General features: G+C 66.6%; 15 protein-coding genes. 7 read left to right on the top strand and 8 right to left on the bottom strand.

Annotated elements, in window-relative coordinates; translation table 11 throughout:
• The first annotated feature begins 44 nt into the window (after positions 1–44).
• The 5 genes from ACQ4OD_RS21865 (at position 45) to ACQ4OD_RS21845 (ending at position 6,423) form a co-directional block, all read left to right on the top strand.
• Positions 45–1,322, top strand: a complete 1,278-nt coding sequence (locus ACQ4OD_RS21865; protein ID WP_198755542.1) for an MFS transporter — start codon at positions 45–47, stop codon at positions 1,320–1,322.
• Between the two features lie 10 nt (positions 1,323–1,332).
• Entirely contained in the window at positions 1,333–2,319 is a 987-nt protein-coding gene (locus ACQ4OD_RS21860; protein ID WP_198755543.1) for a 2-hydroxyacid dehydrogenase, read from the top strand.
• Between the two features lie 238 nt (positions 2,320–2,557).
• Positions 2,558–3,304 carry a gluconate 2-dehydrogenase subunit 3 family protein gene (locus ACQ4OD_RS21855; RefSeq protein ID WP_139670629.1) on the top strand — a complete coding sequence of 249 codons (747 nt, stop codon included), beginning with the start codon at positions 2,558–2,560 and terminating at the stop codon, positions 3,302–3,304.
• 12 nt (positions 3,305–3,316) lie between these two features.
• The gene (locus tag ACQ4OD_RS21850; protein ID WP_430944926.1) at positions 3,317–5,092 is read left to right on the top strand and encodes a GMC family oxidoreductase; all 1,776 of its coding nucleotides are present in this window, start codon (positions 3,317–3,319) and stop codon (positions 5,090–5,092) included.
• Between the two features lie 11 nt (positions 5,093–5,103).
• A complete protein-coding gene (locus tag ACQ4OD_RS21845; RefSeq protein WP_430944916.1) occupies positions 5,104–6,423 on the top strand; it encodes a c-type cytochrome in 1,320 nt (439 codons plus the stop codon).
• Between the two features lie 186 nt (positions 6,424–6,609).
• Here ACQ4OD_RS21845 and ACQ4OD_RS21840 read toward each other — a convergent pair whose 3' ends face one another.
• The 3 genes from ACQ4OD_RS21840 to ACQ4OD_RS21830 form a co-directional block, all read right to left on the bottom strand.
• Positions 6,610–6,939 carry a hypothetical protein gene (locus tag ACQ4OD_RS21840; protein WP_430944915.1) on the bottom strand — a complete coding sequence of 110 codons (330 nt, stop codon included), beginning with the start codon at positions 6,937–6,939 and terminating at the stop codon, positions 6,610–6,612.
• A 74-nt stretch (positions 6,940–7,013) separates the two neighbouring features.
• Positions 7,014–7,664 carry a DUF998 domain-containing protein gene (locus tag ACQ4OD_RS21835; RefSeq protein ID WP_430944914.1) on the bottom strand — a complete coding sequence of 217 codons (651 nt, stop codon included), beginning with the start codon at positions 7,662–7,664 and terminating at the stop codon, positions 7,014–7,016.
• A gap of 64 nt (positions 7,665–7,728) precedes the next feature.
• On the bottom strand, positions 7,729–8,544 hold the full coding sequence (locus ACQ4OD_RS21830) for a sulfite exporter TauE/SafE family protein (RefSeq protein ID WP_430944913.1): 816 nt from the start codon (positions 8,542–8,544) through the stop codon (positions 7,729–7,731).
• A 109-nt stretch (positions 8,545–8,653) separates the two neighbouring features.
• Between ACQ4OD_RS21830 and ACQ4OD_RS21825 the strand changes: the two genes are divergently transcribed.
• Together ACQ4OD_RS21825 and ACQ4OD_RS21820 are read left to right on the top strand one after the other, a co-directional pair.
• Positions 8,654–9,421: an AraC family transcriptional regulator gene (locus ACQ4OD_RS21825; protein ID WP_430944912.1), complete on the top strand. Its 768-nt coding sequence runs from the start codon at positions 8,654–8,656 to the stop codon at positions 9,419–9,421.
• A gap of 79 nt (positions 9,422–9,500) precedes the next feature.
• Positions 9,501–10,250, top strand: a complete 750-nt coding sequence (locus tag ACQ4OD_RS21820; protein ID WP_102685234.1) for a FadR/GntR family transcriptional regulator — start codon at positions 9,501–9,503, stop codon at positions 10,248–10,250.
• 94 nt (positions 10,251–10,344) lie between these two features.
• Here ACQ4OD_RS21820 and ACQ4OD_RS21815 read toward each other — a convergent pair whose 3' ends face one another.
• From ACQ4OD_RS21815 to ACQ4OD_RS21795, 5 genes are all read right to left on the bottom strand, one after another.
• Positions 10,345–11,925, bottom strand: a complete 1,581-nt coding sequence (locus tag ACQ4OD_RS21815; protein ID WP_430944911.1) for an aldehyde dehydrogenase (NADP(+)) — start codon at positions 11,923–11,925, stop codon at positions 10,345–10,347.
• Positions 11,926–12,047: 122 nt separating this feature from the next.
• Entirely contained in the window at positions 12,048–13,601 is a 1,554-nt protein-coding gene (gene garD, locus ACQ4OD_RS21810) for a galactarate dehydratase (RefSeq protein ID WP_430944910.1), read from the bottom strand.
• Between the two features lie 73 nt (positions 13,602–13,674).
• Positions 13,675–15,024 carry an MFS transporter gene (locus ACQ4OD_RS21805; protein WP_102685231.1) on the bottom strand — a complete coding sequence of 450 codons (1,350 nt, stop codon included), beginning with the start codon at positions 15,022–15,024 and terminating at the stop codon, positions 13,675–13,677.
• Between the two features lie 102 nt (positions 15,025–15,126).
• Entirely contained in the window at positions 15,127–16,038 is a 912-nt protein-coding gene (gene kdgD, locus ACQ4OD_RS21800; RefSeq protein WP_430944909.1) for a 5-dehydro-4-deoxyglucarate dehydratase, read from the bottom strand.
• A gap of 401 nt (positions 16,039–16,439) precedes the next feature.
• Complete coding sequence (locus tag ACQ4OD_RS21795) at positions 16,440–17,249, bottom strand: gamma-glutamyl-gamma-aminobutyrate hydrolase family protein (protein ID WP_430944908.1); 810 nt, start codon at positions 17,247–17,249, stop codon at positions 16,440–16,442.
• Between the last annotated feature and the right edge of the window lie 391 nt (positions 17,250–17,640).

Raw genomic sequence — 17,640 nt, 5'->3', positions numbered from 1 at the left:
GCGCAACCTGATGTGACAAGAACAACAAGACCAGGAGAACACCCATGCAGATCGATCGACTCGCACCCAGACGCTGGTGGTACATCATGCCCATCGTCTTCATTACCTACAGCCTGGCCTACCTCGACCGGGCCAACTACGGCTTCGCCGCGGCCTCGGGCATGGCCGACGACCTGAAGATCACCCCGGCGCTGTCGTCGCTGCTCGGCGCGCTGTTCTTCCTTGGCTACTTCTTCTTCCAGGTGCCGGGCGCCCTGTACGCGCAGAAGCACAGCGTGAAGAAGCTGATCTTCGCCAGCCTGATCCTCTGGGGCGGGCTGGCCACGCTGACCGGGATCGTCCACGACGTCTATTGGCTGATCGCCATCCGCTTTCTCCTGGGCGTGGTCGAGGCGGCGGTGATGCCGGCCATGCTCATCTATCTGTGTCACTGGTTCACCCGCGCCGAGCGCTCGCGGGCCAACACCTTCCTGATCCTCGGCAACCCGGTGACCATCCTGTGGATGTCGGTGGTCTCGGGCTACCTGGTGCAGCAGTTCGACTGGCGCTGGATGTTCATCATCGAAGGCGCGCCGGCCATTCTCTGGGCGTTCATCTGGTGGCGCCTGGTCGATGACCGACCGGAGCAGGCCAAGTGGCTCGATGCCCGGGAGAAGGCCGCGCTGCGCGAAGCGCTGGAGGCCGAGCAGCAGGGCATCAAGCCGGTGAAGAACTATGCCGAGGCATTCCGTTCGCCCACGGTGATCATCCTGTCGCTGCAGTACTTCTGCTGGAGCATCGGTGTGTACGGCTTCGTCCTCTGGCTACCGTCGATCCTCAAACAGGCCGCCGCGCTGGACATCGTCACCGCCGGCTGGCTGTCGGCGGTGCCCTACCTGGGGGCGGTGCTGGCCATGCTCGGGGTGTCGTGGGCCTCGGACCGCCTGCAGAAGCGCAAGCGCTTCGTCTGGCCGCCGCTGCTGATCGCCGCGCTGGCGTTCTACGGCTCCTATGCCCTGGGCACCGAGCACTTCTGGTGGTCATACGCCTTGCTGGTGATCGCCGGGGCCTGCATGTACGCGCCCTACGGGCCGTTTTTCGCGATCGTTCCCGAACTGTTGCCGGCCAACGTCGCCGGGGGCGCCATGGCGCTGATCAACAGCATGGGCGCGCTGGGCTCGTTCTCGGGCTCGTATCTGGTCGGCTACCTCAATGGCGTCACCGGCGGCCCCGGCGCCTCGTACCTGTTCATGTGCAGTGCACTGCTGCTGGCCGTGGCCCTGACCGCCGTCCTCAACCCCTTGCAACAGGCGCGCCGGCACAACCTGGCGCCGAGCCGATAGGAGCCTCAGCATGAAAAAGCGCATCGTCGCCTACAAACGCCTCTCCGATGAACTGATGGCGCGCCTGCACGCGCAGGCCGAAGTGACCCTGGTGGAAGCGCCGGCCGCCGATGGCCTGGCGCGCTTGCGCGCGGCGCTGCCGGGCGCCCATGGCCTGCTGGGTGCCAGCCTGCGCCTGGACCGCGCGCTGCTCGACCTGGCGCCGCAGCTGGAGGTGATCTCCAGCGTGTCGGTGGGCGTGGACAACTACGATATCGAGGCGCTGGATCAGCGCGGGGTGCTGCTGACCAACACCCCCGACGTGCTCACCGAAACCACCGCCGACACCGGTTTCGCGCTGATCCTGGCCTGTGCCCGGCGCGTGGTCGAGCTCGATGGCTGGATTCGCGCCGGCCACTGGCGGGCCGGGATCGGGCCGGCGCAGTTCGGCTGCGACGTGCAGGGCAAGACCCTGGGCATCGTCGGCATGGGCCGTATCGGCGAAGCCCTGGCCCGACGCGCGCATGCCGGTTTCGGCATGCGCGTGCTGTACCACACCCGTCAGCCGCGGCCCGAAGTGGAGGCGCGGTTCGGCGCTGGCTATCGCAGCCTTGATGCGTTGCTGGCCGAGTCCGATTTCGTCTGCCTGTGCCTGCCGCTGACCGGCGCTACGCAAAACCTGATCGGCGCGCGCGAGCTGGCCCTGATGAAGCCCTCGGCGATTCTGGTGAACATTTCCCGCGGCCGCGTGCTCGACGAGGCGGCACTGTTGCAGGCCCTGGCCGAGCGGCGCATTCGTGGCGCCGGGCTGGACGTGTTCGTGCAGGAGCCGCTGGCGGCCGATTCGCCGCTGCTGCAACTGGACAACCTGGTGGTCACCCCGCATATCGGCTCGGCCACGCTGGAGACCCGCGAAGCCATGGCCCGCTGCGCAGTGGACAACCTGCTGGCCGCGCTGGCCGGCGAGCGGCCGACGAACCTGGTCAACCCGAGGGCGTGGGAGTTGCGTATGCGTTGAACCTGGCAAGCGTTTCGTTTGCCTGATAACAACAGCTCTTGTGTGATTTCGAGGAGTGGGGCCGCTGCGCGACCCTTTCGCCGGCAAGCCGGCTCCCACACTGACCGTGCTGCCCTAAAGCCAAGCGCCGTCCCTGTGGGAGCCGGCTTGCCGGCGAAAGGGCTGCGCAGCAGCCCCGGCCCCACCCACCAAAGGAGCGACGATTCCCGTATGACCTGATCAACAGAGAGACATCCTCATGTCCAAGGACCAACCCGCCTCCGTGCAACCGGCGCGCCGGGCGTTCCTGCGCCAATCCCTGACCCTGATCCCGGTGGCGACCCTCGCCAGCACGGGACTGGGCGGTGCAGTGCTCGCCGACAGCGCCACCCCGGCAGCCGCCGAACCGGCCCGGCCGGTTACCGCGCGCGCCTACCAGCCGACCTTCTTCACCCAGGAGGAGTGGGCCTTCGTCAGCGCCGCCGTGGCCGTGCTCATCCCCACTGATGCCCTGGGCGCGGGCGCGGCCGATGCCGGCGTACCCGAGTTCATCGACCGCCAGCTCAACACCCGCTACGGCAGTGGCGGGCTGTGGTACATGCAGGGGCCATTCCACCCCGACGCCCCCAGCGAGCTGGGCTACCAGCTCAAGCTCAACCCCCAGGAGATCTACCGGCTGGGCATCGCCGAGACCGACGCCTGGTGCAAGGCGCAGTTCGGCAAGGTGTTCGCCCAGCTCGGTCTTGCGCACCAGCAGCAGGTACTGGAAGCCCTGGACGGCGGCACGGCGACATTTGCCTCTTTGCCGGCGGCCAGCTTCTTCAACATGCTCTGGCTCAACACCCGCGAAGGCTTTTTCAGCGACCCGCTGCACGGCGGCAACCAGGGGTTGGTGGGCTGGAAGCTGGTGGGCTTCCCCGGCGCCCGCGCCGATTTCATGGACTGGGTGGAGCGCGACGAGCGTTATCCGTTCCCGCCGGTCTCCATCAGCGGCGAGCGGGGTTGAAGCATGAGCCAGATGAAAAAAGTCGATGTGGTCATCGTCGGGTTCGGCTGGGCCGGGGCAATCATGGCCAAGGAGCTGACAGAGGCCGGCCTGCAGGTGGTTGCCCTGGAGCGAGGCCCGGCCCGGGACACCTACCCGGACGGCGTCTACCCGCAGACCATGGACGAGCTGACCTACAACTCGCGCAAGAAGCTGTTCATGGACATCTCCCGCGAGACCGTGACCCTGCGCCACAGCGTCAACGACGTGGCCGTGCCGTATCGCCAGTTCGGCGCCTTCCTGCCCGGCACCGGCACGGGTGGGGCGGGGCTGCACTGGTCCGGCGTGCATTTTCGCGTCGACCCGGTTGAGCTGCGCCTGCGCAGCCACTATGAGGAGCGCTACGGCAAGGCCTTCATCCCCGAAGGCATGACCATCCAGGACTTCGGCGTGAGCTACGAAGAGCTGGAGCCATACTTCGATTTCGCCGAGAAAGTGTTCGGCACCTCCGGCACGGCCTGGTCGATCAAGGGCCAGGTGGTGGGCCGCGACAAGGGCGGCAACCCGTTCGCCGCCGACCGCTCCAGCGACTTCCCGCTGGTGGCGCAGAAGAACACCGTGTCGGCGCAACTGTTCGAGAAGGCCGCCCGTGAAGTCGGCTATCACCCCTACAACCTGCCGTCGGCCAACACCTCGGGGCCTTACACCAACCCCTACGGCGCGCAGATGGGACCGTGCAACTTCTGTGGTTACTGCAGCGGCTATGCCTGCTACATGTACTCCAAGGCCTCGCCCAACGTGAACATCCTGCCGGCCCTGCGCCAGGTGCCGAACTTCGAGTTGCGCAACAATGCCCATGTGCTGCGGGTCAACCTGACCGAGGACAAACGCCTGGCCACCGGCGTGACCTATGTCGACAGCCAGGGACGCGAGGTCGAGCAACCGGCCGACCTGGTGATCCTCGGCGCCTTCCAGTACAACAACGTGCGCCTGATGTTGCTCTCGGGCATCGGCAAGCCTTACGATCCGGTCAGCAACCAAGGCGTGGTGGGGCGCAACTTCGCCTACCAGAACATCTCCACCGTGACCGCGTTCTTCGACCGCGACAGCCACCATACCAACCCCTTCATCGGTGCCGGCGGCAACGGTGTGGCGGTGGACGACTTCAACGCCGACAACTTCGACCATGGCCCCCACGGTTTCGTCGGCGGCTCGCCGTTCTGGGTCAACCAGGCGGGCGCCAAGCCGATCTCCGGTACCAAGGTGCCACCGGGCACGCCGAAATGGGGCAGTGGCTGGAAGGCCGCGGTGGCCGACAGCTACCGGCACATGCTGTCGATGGACGCCCACGGCGCGCACCAGTCCTACCGCGACAACTACCTCGACCTGGACCCGGTGTACAAGGACGCCTACGGCCAGCCGTTGCTGCGCATGACCTTCGACTGGAAGGACAACGACGTGAAGATGAACCGCTTCATGGTCGAGCGCATGGGCAAGATCGCCGAAGCCATGGGGCCCAAGGCGATCAGCGCGGGGAAAAAGGCCTTCGGCCAGCACTTCGATGCCTCCACCTACCAGACCACCCACCTCAATGGCGGCGCAATCATGGGCACCGACCCGAAGACCAGCGCGCTCAACCGCTACCTGCAATGCTGGGACGTGCACAACGTGTTCGTGCCCGGCGCCTCGGCCTTCCCCCAGGGCCTGGGCTACAACCCCACCGGGCTGGTGGCGGCGTTGACCTACTGGTCGGCGCGGGCGATCCGCGAACGCTACCTGAAGAACCCCGGCCCACTGGTGCAGGCATGAGGAGGCCGGTCATGAAACTCAAGACACTGTTCATCGCCATGCTCGGCCTGGGTGCGAGCACCTTGCTGCACGCCGCCGACGGCGTCGATCCCGCCTTGGTCAAGCAGGGCGAGTACCTGGCCCGTGCCGGCGACTGCGTGGCCTGCCACACCGCCAAGGGCGGCAAGCCCTTCGCCGGCGGGCTGCCGATGGAGACGCCGATCGGCACCCTGTATTCGACCAATATTACCCCGCACGCCAGCGGCATCGGCCAGTACCGCTACGAAGACTTCGAGCGCGCCGTGCGCCAGGGCATCGGCAAGGATGGCAGTACGCTGTATCCGGCCATGCCATACCCATCCTATGCCCGCGTCAGCGATCAGGACATGCAGGCGCTGTATGCCTACTTCATGCACGGCGTGCAGCCGGTGGCGCAGCAGAACAAGGCCAGCGACATCCCTTGGCCATTGAGCATGCGCTGGCCGCTGGCGTTCTGGCGTGGGTTGTTCGCGCCCGAGGTCAAGCCGTTCGAAGCCGCAGGGCGTGATCCGGTGGTGGCGCGGGGTGCCTACCTGGTCGAAGGGTTGGGCCATTGCGGGGCCTGTCATACGCCACGGGCGATCACCCTGCAGGAAAAGGCATTGGATACCGCCGACGGCGACGCCTTCCTGGCCGGCAGCGCACCGCTCGAGGGCTGGATCGCCAAGAGCCTGCGCGGCGACCACAAGGACGGCCTGGGTAGTTGGAACGAGGCGCAGATCGTCGCCTTCCTCAAGACTGGCCGCAACGAGCGCACCGCAGTGTTCGGCGGCATGAGCGACGTGGTCGAGCACAGCATGCAGTACATGAGCGATGCCGACCTGACGGCCATTGCCCGCTACCTGAAGACCTTGCCGCCGAGCAACCCGGATGACCAGCCGTTCCAGGCGGACCCCAGCGTGGCCCAGGCGCTGTGGCAAGGCAATGACGGCAAGACGGGCGCGGCGTTGTACGTGGACAACTGCGGGGCTTGCCACCGTACCGACGGCCAGGGCTATGCCCGTGTATTCCCGGCGCTGGCAGGCAATCCGGTGGTGCAGGGGCAGGATGCCACCTCGCTGATCCACATCGTGCTGGAAGGCGCGACCCTCCCGGCCATGGCGAGCGCGCCGTCGACGTTCAGCATGCCCGGCTTCGCCTGGCGGCTGTCGGACCCGCAGGTGGCCGATGTGGTCAACTTCATTCGCAGCAGCTGGGGCAACCAGGCCGCGGCGGTGACCGCGGGGCAGGTGGCGGCGCTGCGCAAGGCGGCACCGCTGCCGCTCAAGGCGCAGACACTGATCGGCGATACCACGGGGATTGCGGAGCCTTGATCGACAGGCCTGATTGACAGGGAGGTGTTGTGGGAGGGGGCTTGTCCCGCGATGGCAGCTTGGCCAGATCGTTGGGCAAGCCCGCTCCCTCGGCTGCCGATTACGCCGCCGAATACCTCGAAACCACTTCAATATATGCTAATAAATTACATTTCATATAGCTCATAACCATATGAATTATATGAACTATTTTTTAGCAACTGCATGCTGGGCACATTGCTCGTAGTACGTCTGCTTGATCGCCGCCGGCTTAAGCCGCGAGCGGCTGTTGTACGTCTGCTCGGTGATCCCGAACGCCGTCATGCGCATCCATGGCTTGGCGAACTTGCGTACCTGCAACTTCTTGCGCGTGGCATACAGGGTCACCCCGGAAAGCTTGGCCTGTTGCGCCTCGGCGGCGATCTGCGCGCCCCAGCCGCATACCTGGCGATCGTTCTGGCTCAGGGCCCGGGCCTGTGCGCCGAAGGCGGTTGTGGCCAGCAGGCAGCCAGTCACGGTTGCTAGAATTACGCGCATGTTGCTGTCCTAAGCATCTGAAGGAAAACAAAGTTTGCCCGCGCTTTCGACGCCTGGGGGCCAGCAGTTTGCCGTCAGGCGATGGCCATTTGCAGTCCATCGCGGGAACGCCAGCGCAACGATTGCAGGGCCAGGGCGGCAACCCACAACACGCTGATGCCGTAGTTGAGGCGCTGGTACAGGCCGAACAGTTCACCGCCTTGCGCGGCTTTGGCCATCAGCACCACGGTGATTATCGCCAGCACCGAGCACAGCAGCGACCACCTTCCCAGCCACGGGGAGCCTGCCACGCGTTTGCCCAGCCAGATCCACATCACGCTGGCCAGGGTCAGCGAGAGGAACATCAGCAGGCCGCTGAGGTTATGCATCTGTTGCGAGAACGACGGCTCCAGCGGCGTGCAGCCCTGGTCGCAGGGGAACCAGCCGGTACCCAGGCTGCCGACAGCGTGCAACAGCACCAGCCCGGCGCTCAACCGAGCCAGCCCCGAGTACCGCCAGCGCCGCGCCAGGCCCCAGGCGAACAGGCCGAAGAGCAACGCCAGGGGGAAGTTGTTGACCCAGGGCGAGAAGCCATGGGTCGGCGCGCCGACCGCGCCGAGCTGGCTCATGGCCTGCTGCAGATGGTCGTAGCCGGGATAGGCCAGGGCGGTCAGGCCAACGCCCGCCAGCAGCCAGAGCGGGATGAGCAGGCCAGTGGCGAGCAGCAAGCGATCGAACGTCTTCATGCGGTTTCCTTCCTTGGAGAGAGCAGGTCGCAGCCTACAGCGCGGGCATGACCGATGGCCAGGCTCAATCGCCAACGAGCAGCATCACCAACAGTACGCAGGCCAGCAGCGCCAGGTAGGCCCGGGCATGCACGTGGTCGGGGATTCGCCCCAGCAAGGGCGCGGCCAGGTGCATGCCCAGCCAGGCACCGACGGTCATCACCAGGGCGGCGCGCAGGTCGATCAGTCCGAGCAGGCCGACACCCAGGTCAGCCTGACTGCTCGGTACCAGGGCATAGACCAGCGTGGCCGCCAGGGCCATGGGCAGCGACAGCGGATTGGCCATGGCGGTGGCGGTGCGCATGCTGGCGCCGCGGCGGCGCATCAGCGGCACGGTCATCACGCTGCCACCCACGCCGAGCAGCGCCGCCAGCGCGCCGATGGGCAGGCCGGCCAGGGTCGCGCTGGCATGGCTCATCGCAGCCCGGGCCTGCCCGCCTGTGCGGACAAAGCCCGGGCGCAGCCAGGCATCGAGCAGGCTGAGCAGCAGGTAGGCGATGAACAGCCCGCGCAGCCAGGCGCTGGTCACGTACAGGGCGGCCCAGGCGCCGAGCAGGGCCCCGACGGCAATGGCCGGCGCGAGGGGGCGCACCAGGTCCCAACGCAGGCTGCCGGCGCGGTGGTGGCGCCAGGTGGCCAGGGCGCTGCTGAAGATCATCACCGTGGCCGAGGTGGCCACGGCGATCTGCATGGCATGCTCCGCCACGGCCGTGCCGGCGCCGTGGCTGGTGAGCAGCAGGGCATAGAGCAGCGGCACGGCGAAGAACCCGCCGCCGAAGCCGAACAGCAAGGTGGTGACGCCGGCACACAGGCCGAACAGGCCAAGCAGGGGGTAGAGCATGGGAGCAGCCTCAGGGCCAGGACAGGGGCTCCCAGCGTAGGCGCCTGCCCCTTGGCCAGCTTGCGCCAGTTGGCCAATAATCATCGCGTTACGGCCAGAGCCTGCTGTCATGCGCAATGTTCCCCTGTCCCAGGTCGATGCCAGCCCCCGTGTGGTATTGGCCATCGCCACCGATTACCCGCCTGACACCCTGTTGCCCAGGCATGTCCATCGCCGGGCGCAATTTCTGTATGGGATGAGCGGGCTGATGGAGGTGCTGACCGACGATGGCGCCTGGGTCATTCCACCCGGCAGCGGCGTGTGGATTCCTCCCGGCAAGCCGCACCAGGTGCGCATGCGCGGCGTGAGTACCCGCAGCCTGTACATCGAGCCGGCAGCGGTGCCCCGGCCGGGTGCAGTGTGCGAGGCATTGCGGGTCGAGCCGCTGCTGCACCAGCTGTTGCTGGCCAGCGCGGAGGTGCCGGCCCTGCATGACGAGGCGGGGCGCGACGGCCTGCTGCTGGGGCTGCTGCTGCACGAGCTGGGCCAGGCCGAGCGCCTGCCGCTGTTCGCGCCGATGCCAACGGAGCCACGTTTGGCGGCCCTGTGTCAGGCGTTCCTGGCGCAGCCGTTGATTCATGCCCGCGCCGAGGCCTGGGCGCGTCAACTCAACTGCAGCCCGCGCACCTTCAGCCGGCGTTTTCGCGAGCAGACCGGGCTGTCGTTCGGCCAATGGCGCCAGCAGGCGTGCCTGATGGCGGCGGTGACACGCCTGGCGGCGGGCGAGGCGGTGACGGCCGTCGCCCTGGACCTGGGCTACGAGAGCCCCAGCGCATTTTCCAGCCTGTACCGCAAGGTCATGGGCCACACGCCCTCGACGGCGCGGCAGGGCGCATGAAAACCCGCCCGGACGTATGTGATCGTACAACTGCTTGCGCTATCATCCCGCCTGTCTTCCACAACCAGACAGACAGGGCATGACAGAGCAGCAGGTACAGGCACGGACCCGGCGCAAGCCACGCAGTCTGGCCCAGGAACTGGTCACGGTGCTGACCGAGCGCATTCGCAGCGGCCAGCTCAAGCGCGGCGACAAGCTGCCCACCGAATCGCAGATCATGGCCGAGGAAGGGGTCAGCCGCACCGTGGTGCGCGAGGCGATCTCGCGGCTGCAGGCCGCGGGCCAGGTCGAGACCCGCCACGGTATCGGCACCTTTGTGCTGGACGCCCCAAGCACCGGGGGTTTTCGTATCGACCCGGCGACCATCGTCACCCTGCGCGAGGTGCTGGCGGTGCTGGAGTTGCGCATTGCCCTGGAGATCGAGTCGGCGGGCCTCGCGGCCGAGCGTCGCAGCGACGAGCAACTGGCCGGCATGCGCGCCGCGCTGGACGAGCTCAACGAGGGCGCGGCCCATGCCTCCGATGCGGTGTCGGCGGACTTCCAGTTCCACCTGCGCATCGCCCAGGCCAGCGGCAATCACTACTTCGCCGACATCATCAATCACCTGGGCACCAGCATCATCCCGCGTACCCGGCTCAACTCGGCGCGCCTGGCCCATGACGACCAGGCGCATTACATGAGCCGGTTGATGCACGAGCACGAAGCGATCTACGAGGCTATCGCCCGACGCGACAGCGAAGGCGCCAAGATGGCCATGCGCATGCACCTGAGCAACAGCCGCGAACGCTTGCGCCAGGCCCATGAAGAGGCCGAGGCGCAGCGGGGCTGACTTCCGAGGTGGTCAAAAGCGTGGGAGCGGGCTTGCCCCGCGATGCCGGTATCAGGTCCGCTCCCACATCGTTTCCAATCGCGTTTCCAGATAATCAGACTGCCCCTTCGCTCCACTGTCCATTCACCAGCCGCCGCAGCCCCAACGGGTTGCCATCGCGCAACGCCTCCGGCAGTAAAGCCTGCGGGTAGTTCTGGTAGCACACCGGCCGCAGGAAGCGATCGATCGCCAGCGTTCCCACCGAAGTGCCACGGGCATCCGAGGTCGCCGGGTAAGGCCCGCCATGGACCATGGCGTCGCACACCTCGACCCCGGTCGGGTAGCCATTGACCAGGATGCGCCCGACTTTCTCTTCGAGCAGCGGCACCAGCCAGGCAAAGGCTTCGAGATCCTCCGGCTCGCCGATCAACGTGGCGGTGAGCTGGCCGCGCAGGCCGAGCAGGGCGGCGCGCAACTGTGCCTCGTCGGCAACCTCCACGGCCACCGTGGCCGGGCCGAACACCTCCTCCTGCAGCAGCGGGTCGGCCTCTGCCAGCAGGCGGGCATCGGCCTTGAACAACTGGGCGCGGGCCTGATCGCCTTGCTGCGGCTGCCCCGCCAGATGCTGGATGCCGGCGTGGGCCTGCAGATGTTCCAGGCCACCGACATAACTGCGCAGGCCGCCGGCATTGAGCAACGTCTGCCCGGCCTGCTGATCCAGGTGTCGGCCCAGCTCGCCCAGCAGTTGGCTGAGGCCTGGGGACTGCAAGCCGATCACCATCCCGGGATTGGTGCAAAACTGGCCGGCGCCCAGGCACACCGAGCCTGCCAGTTCGCGGGCGATGGCCTCGCCGCGCTTGGCCAGGGCGCCGGGCAGGACGATCACCGGGTTGATGCTGGACATCTCGGCGAACACCGGAATTGGTTGCGGCCGCTCGGCGGCCATGCGGCACAGCGCGTCGCCGCCTTTCAGCGAGCCGGTGAAGCCGACGGCCTGGATGGCCGGGTGCTTGACCAGCCATTCGCCGACACCACCGCCGAACACCATGTTGAACACGCCCTTGGGCATGCCGGTGCGGTCGGCGGCGCGCAGGATGGCGCAGGCCACCAGGTCGGCGGTGGCCATATGGCCGCTGTGGGCCTTGAACACCACCGGGCAGCCGGCGGCCAGGGCCGCGGCAGTGTCGCCACCGGCGGTGGAGAAGGCCAGCGGGAAGTTGCTGGCACCGAACACCGCCACCGGGCCGACCCCGATGCGCATCTGGCGGATGTCCACCCGTGGCAGCGGCTGACGCTCGGGCAGCGCCAGGTCGATGCGCGCGCCGAGGTAGTCGCCGCGACGCAGCACCTGGGCGAACAGGCGCATCTGGCTGCTGGTGCGGCCGCGCTCGCCCTGGATGCGCGCGGCGGGCAGGGCGGTTTCACGGCAGACGATGGCGACGAAGTGGTCGTCGAGTTCGTCCAGTTCGGCGGCGATGGCTTCGAGGAACTCGGCGCGGCGGGCCGGGGGCAGTTGGCGGAACGTGCTGAAGGCGTCGGCGGCGGCGCGGGCGGCACGGTCGACTTCGCCCTCGGTGGCCTGGGCGAAGCTGTAGGGCAGGGCTTCGCCGCTGGTGGCGTCGAGGCTGTGCAGGCGTTGCGGGCCAAGGGCGCTGCGCTGGCCGGCGATGAAGTTGTGGCCGAGGATTTCGGGCATGGAATGCTCCTGTAGATGAATGGCTGGGTTCAGGGCACTGGGCGAGTGCTACGCACTCGTTTCTCCGGCAAGCCGGCTCCCACAGGGGGCGTGTTGTCGGCGAAGGGCCCAGGCACGCTTCGTCAGGTGATGGGGGCCGGATTGAACAGGGTGATGTCGTTGTGCAGCCGGTGTTGTTCGGCCCAGGTCTGCCTGCGGCCACTGGCCACGTCCAGGTAGTAATGGAACAGCTCCCAGCCCAGCTCCTCGATGCTCGCCCGGCCGCTGGCGATGCGCCCGGCGTCAATGTCGATGAGGTCCGGCCAGCGCTGGGCCAGCTCGCTGCGGGTGCACACCTTGACCACCGGCGCCATGGCCAGGCCATAGGGCGTGCCGCGACCAGTGGTGAACACATGCAGGTTCATCCCGGCCGCCAGCTGCAAGGTGCCGCAGACGAAGTCGCTGGCCGGGGTGGCGCAGAAGATCAGGCCCTTGCGCGTTACCCGCTCGCCGGGCCCGAGCACGCCCTGGATCGCTCCGCTGCCGGACTTGACGATCGAGCCCAGGGCTTTTTCGACGATATTGGACAAGCCGCCTTTCTTGTTGCCCGGCGTGGTGTTGGCGCTGCGATCGGCGGCGCCCTGCTGCAGGTAGCGGTCGTACCAGTCCATCTCGCGCACCAATGCTTCGGCGACCTCCGGCGTTTCGGCGCGAGAGGTGAGCATGTAGATGGCGTCGCGCACCTCGGTGACTTCCGAGAACAGCACCGTCGCGCCGGCGCGCACCAGCAGGTCGGCGGCATAGCCCAGCGCCGGGTTGGCGGTGATGCCGGAGAAGGCGTCGCTGCCGCCGCACTGCATGCCGAGGATCAGTTCGCTGGCCGGCACGCTCTCGCGGCGGCGCTGGTCGAGCTTTTTCAGGCGGGTCTCGGCCAGGGCCATGATCTGCTCGATCATCTCGCCGAAGCCCAGGGTCGCATCCTGCAGGCGGTACAGCCAGGGCTCGCTGAGGTCCACAGACGGATCGCCGTCGTGCATCACCTGGTCGGCCTGGAGCTTTTCGCAGCCCAGGCTGATGACCAGCGCCTCGCCGCCTAGGTTGGGGTTGCGCGCCAGGTTGCGCACGGTGCGGATCGGGATGTAGGCGTCGCGGGCGTTGATCGCCACGCCGCAGCCGTAGCTGTGGGTGAGGGCGACCACATCGTCGACATTGGGGTAGCGGGGCAGCAGTTCGGCGCGGATACGCTTGACCGCGTGGTCGAGCACGCCGGTCACGCACTGCACGGTGGTGGTGATGCCGAGGATATTGCGGGTGCCGACGCTGCCGTCGGCATTGCGGTAGCCCTCGAAGGTGAAGCCATCGAGTGGCGGCAGGGCGGCGGGCACGGCGTCGCAGCGTGGCAGGCTGGCAAGCTCGGGCGCGGTCGGCATCGCCAGTTGATCTTCCTTGACCCAACTGCCCTGGCGCAGGTCGGCCAGGGCATGGCCGATGACCTGGCCATAGCGGCGCACCGCCTCGCCCTTGCGGATGTCCACGGTGGCAACCTTGTGGCTCTGCGGCACGCCCTCGACCAGGGTCAGGCCATCGGCAAAGCGCGCGCCTTCGCCCAGGCCGCCGTCGTTGACCACCACCACGACGTTGTCGTCGGGGTGCAGGCGCACGTAGCGGGGCGACTCGGAATGTTCGATCAACTGCATGGTCAGGCCCTTCTTGTCTTGTCTCTCAGGCGTGGTGCTGTCGCCGGCGCCGTTGGGCGCCGACGTGTCCGGCTTACTGGCGGGCCAGTTCGGCGTCGGGCGCAGGTTCGCGCTTGGGCGGCTCCTTGAGCTCGATGCGCTTGATCGGGCCGACGATCACCAGGTAGCTGAACACTGCCACCAGGGCGTTGGCGCCCACATACACCAGCGCCCATTTGAACGAACCGGTGGCGCTGATGATGTAGCCGATGACAATCGGCGTGGTGATCGAGGCGATGTTGCCGAAGGTGTTGAACAGTCCGCCCGACAGGCCGGCGATCTGCTTGGGCGAGGTGTCGGCGACCACCGCCCAGCCCAGGGCGCCGATGCCCTTGCCGAAGAACGCCAGGGTCATGAAGCCGACCACCATCCACTCGGCCTCGACGTAGTTGCAGAACACCATGGTGGTCGACAGCAGCAGGCCGCAGACGATCGGCAGCTTGCGCGAGAAGGTCAACGAGTTGCCGCGGCGCAGCAGCCAGTCCGACAGCACCCCGCCGAGCACCCCGCCGATGAAGCCGCATACCGCCGGCAACGAAGCGATGAAGCCGGCCTTGAGGATGGTCATGCCGCGCTCCTGCACCAGGTACACCGGGAACCAGGTGAGGAAAAAGTAGGTGATGGCGTTGATGCAGTACTGGCCGAGGTAGACGCCCAGCAGCATGCGGCTGGTCAGCAGCTGCTTGATGTAGCCCCATTTCGGGCCGTCGCCGCCGCGCTTCTGGTCCATGTCCACCAGGCCGCCGTTCTGTTCGATGTGCTCGAGCTCACTGCTGCTGATGCGTGGGTGCTGGCGCGGGTTGTAGAGGGTCTTCATCCACACCGCCGAGAACACGATACCCAGTACGCCCATGACCACGAACACATGTTCCCAGCCGAAGGTGAAGACGATCCAGCCCATGATCGGGGCGAACAGCGCGGTGGCGAAGTACTGCGCCGAGTTGAAGATCGCCGAGGCGGTGCCGCGCTCCTGGGTGGGGAACCAGGCCGCGACGATCCGCGCGTTGCCGGGGAACGACGGCGCTTCGGCGAAGCCCACCAGGAAGCGCAGGGTGAACAGCGTGACCACCGCCCAGGCCACCGGCAGCCCGCCGACGAAGCCCTGCAGCAGGGTGAACAGCGACCAGGTGAAGATGCTGAAGGCGTAGACGTTCTTCGAGCCGAAGCGGTCGAGCAGCCAGCCGCCGGGGATCTGCCCGGCCACATAGGCCCAGCCGAAGGCGGAGAAGATGTAGCCGAGGGTGACCGCGTCGATGCCCAGGTCTTTCTGCAGGCTGGAGCCGGCGATGGCGATGGTGGCGCGGTCGGCGTAGTTGATGGTGGTCACCAGGAACAGCATCAACAGGATCAGGTAGCGTACATGCGTCTTTTGCGTCGCTTGCATGCTGGTTACTCCCACTCGTTATTTTTATACGGGGATCGGTTGTCGGCCGGAGCGAGTCGAACCTGCTCCGGCGGCGGCATTGGCAGGCCGCGGGGCGCTCGCTTATTGCGGGCCCATCTTGTCCATCAGCGCGGCGAGCATCTCGTACTCCTGCGCGGTGAGGTCGGTCAGCGGCGTGCGCACGGGGCCCGCGTCGTAACCGGCGAGCTTCGCCCCGGCCTTGACGATGCTCACGGCGTAACCGGCCTTGCGGTTGCGGATGTCCAGGTACGGCAGGAAGAAGTCGTCGATCAGCTTGGCCACGGTGGCGTGATCGTCGCGGGCGATGGCGTGGTAGAAGTCCATCGCGGTCTTGGGCACGAAGTTGAACACCGCCGACGAGTACACCGGCACGCCGAGCGCCTTGTACGCCGCAGCATACACCTCGGCGGTGGGCAGGCCACCCAGGTAGCTGAAACGATCGCCCAGGCGGCGACGAATCGACACCATCAGCTCGATGTCGCCCAGGCCGTCCTTGTAGCCGATCAGGTTCGGGCAACGCTCGGCCAGGCGTTCCAGCAGGTCGGCGTTCAGCCGGCAGACGTTGCGGTTGTAGACCACCACGCCGATGTTCACCGCCTTGCATACCGCCTCGACATGGGCGGCGACGCCGTCCTGGCTGGCTTCGGTGAGGTAGTGGGGCAGCAGCAGCAGGCCCTTGGCGCCCAGGCGTTCAGCCTCTTTGGCGTATTCGATGGCCTGGCGGGTCGAGCCGCCGACGCCAGCGAGGATCGGTACCGAGGTGGCGCAGGTGTCGACGGCAGTCTTGATCACCTGGCTGTACTCGCTGGCGGCAAGGGAGAAGAACTCGCCGGTGCCACCGGCGGCGAACAGCGCGCTGGCGCCGTACGGGGCGAGCCATTCCAGGCGTTTGACATAGCCTGCGGGGTTGAAGTCGCCGGCCGCGTCGAAGTCGGTGACGGGGAACGACAGCAGGCCGTGGGAGAGGATGGATTGCAGTTCTTGTGGAGTCATTGTTGTAGGCATCCTGTGGCGCTTGGAGGGGGGGGAGGTACCAAGGTGAGAGGTAAGTTATCGTACAACTTGTTCTGTGGCTAGCCCTGTCCATGGATTTTCTGAGGGGTAGTGATCAGATCTGGCCTCAGCGCGTGGCCAGTCCCCGCCTATAGTCATGACGTTACAGCTCTGCCGGGCTGCGGGAGGGGGCTTGCGCTGCGATAGGGGCGGTAGAACGACACGAGATCTTATGGGTCATCGTATCTCTGTCAGGGAGAGAGGAAAAAAGATCGCGGAGACAGGCACAAGCCCGCCGCCCGCTTCCACGGGAGGTGTTCTGGGACCAGCAGAGGGTGACCGTGGGAAACGGGGGCGACCTTGCGCCGCCCCGCGATCAAAGCTAACGAAGCTTCAGAGGGTCAAGCGGCCTGGTTGCGCTTGACCTGGGACTTGCGGACCTGGGCGCGGCAGGCGTCGCCGAAGGCCTGGAACATCTTGATCGAATCGGGGTTCTTCGCCGCCTGCCACTCCGGGTGCCACTGCACCGCGAACAGGAAGGGCGAGATGCTCGGGGCGTGGATCGCCTCGACCAGGCCATCCTCGGCATGGGCGATCGGCTCGATGCCGGCGCCCAGGTTGCGCAGGCCCTGGCCGTGCAGCGAGTTGACGCGAATTTCGTCGCTGCCCAGGGTGTCGCGCAGCCAACTGCCCGGCTTGATCTTGACGCTGTGCACCTGGGCGTACTGGACCTCGACCGGATCTTCCGGGTTTTCCCTGTGGTCGTTGAAGCCTGGCTCGGCGTAGACCTTCTGGTAGATGTCGCCACCGAGGGCCACGTTGATTTCCTGCATGCCGCGGCAGATGCCGAAGATCGGCAGACCACGCTTGATCGCCGCCTTGACCATCGGGATATCGAACAGGTCGCGGTCCTTGTCCTGGCCCTTGCCGGGCGTCTGGTTGTCCTGGCCGTAGAGGGCCGGGTCGATGTTGCTGCCGGCACCGGTCAGGTACACGCCGTCGGCCATGTCCAGGTAGGTCTCGAGGTCTTCGACGCCGCAGCAGGTTGGCACCAGGACCGGGACACAACCGGAGAACTCGACCAGCGGGGAAATATATTTGTGGGTCATGACCTGATAGTCATGGCCTTTGCGCTCTTGGCTGCCCATGGTCATCAGGACGACGGGTTTGCGCAGGGAAGGTTGCTTGTTGCCAATGTTGCTGTTGGACATATGTCACCTTGAGACAGGTCATGCCTGTCGTTGTTGTGCAGGCGCACGGCCGGGGCCTTGAGTGCTGCCTGAAGCCCCGAGCACTGCCGGCTCGCCCTGCAGGCGATGTCGGTCGGGGCCTGACTCATAGCTTGCCAGAGCCGTTCGATATGTCAAACGAGTGACGAAGCCTCAAGCCGCCATTTTCCGGGGGCTGTAGGCCGTCGGAGCCTTGAGTGACAAGGGTTTGGCACAAGCTAGGTCAATAATATTTAACGACGCAGTCGGCTCTTTGCACCAATGCAATGTCATGCAGGCATGCTCCGCAAGATCATTCTGCCCAGCCCAGCCCAGCCCAGCCCAGCCCAGCCCAGCGCTTGCCCTTGCTCTTGCTTCTAAGCGCGCGATAGTC

This window comes from Pseudomonas sp. WC1 (assembly GCF_050586565.1).
Taxonomy (GTDB): domain Bacteria; phylum Pseudomonadota; class Gammaproteobacteria; order Pseudomonadales; family Pseudomonadaceae; genus Aquipseudomonas.
This window is presented reverse-complemented; position numbering and strand designations above follow the sequence as displayed.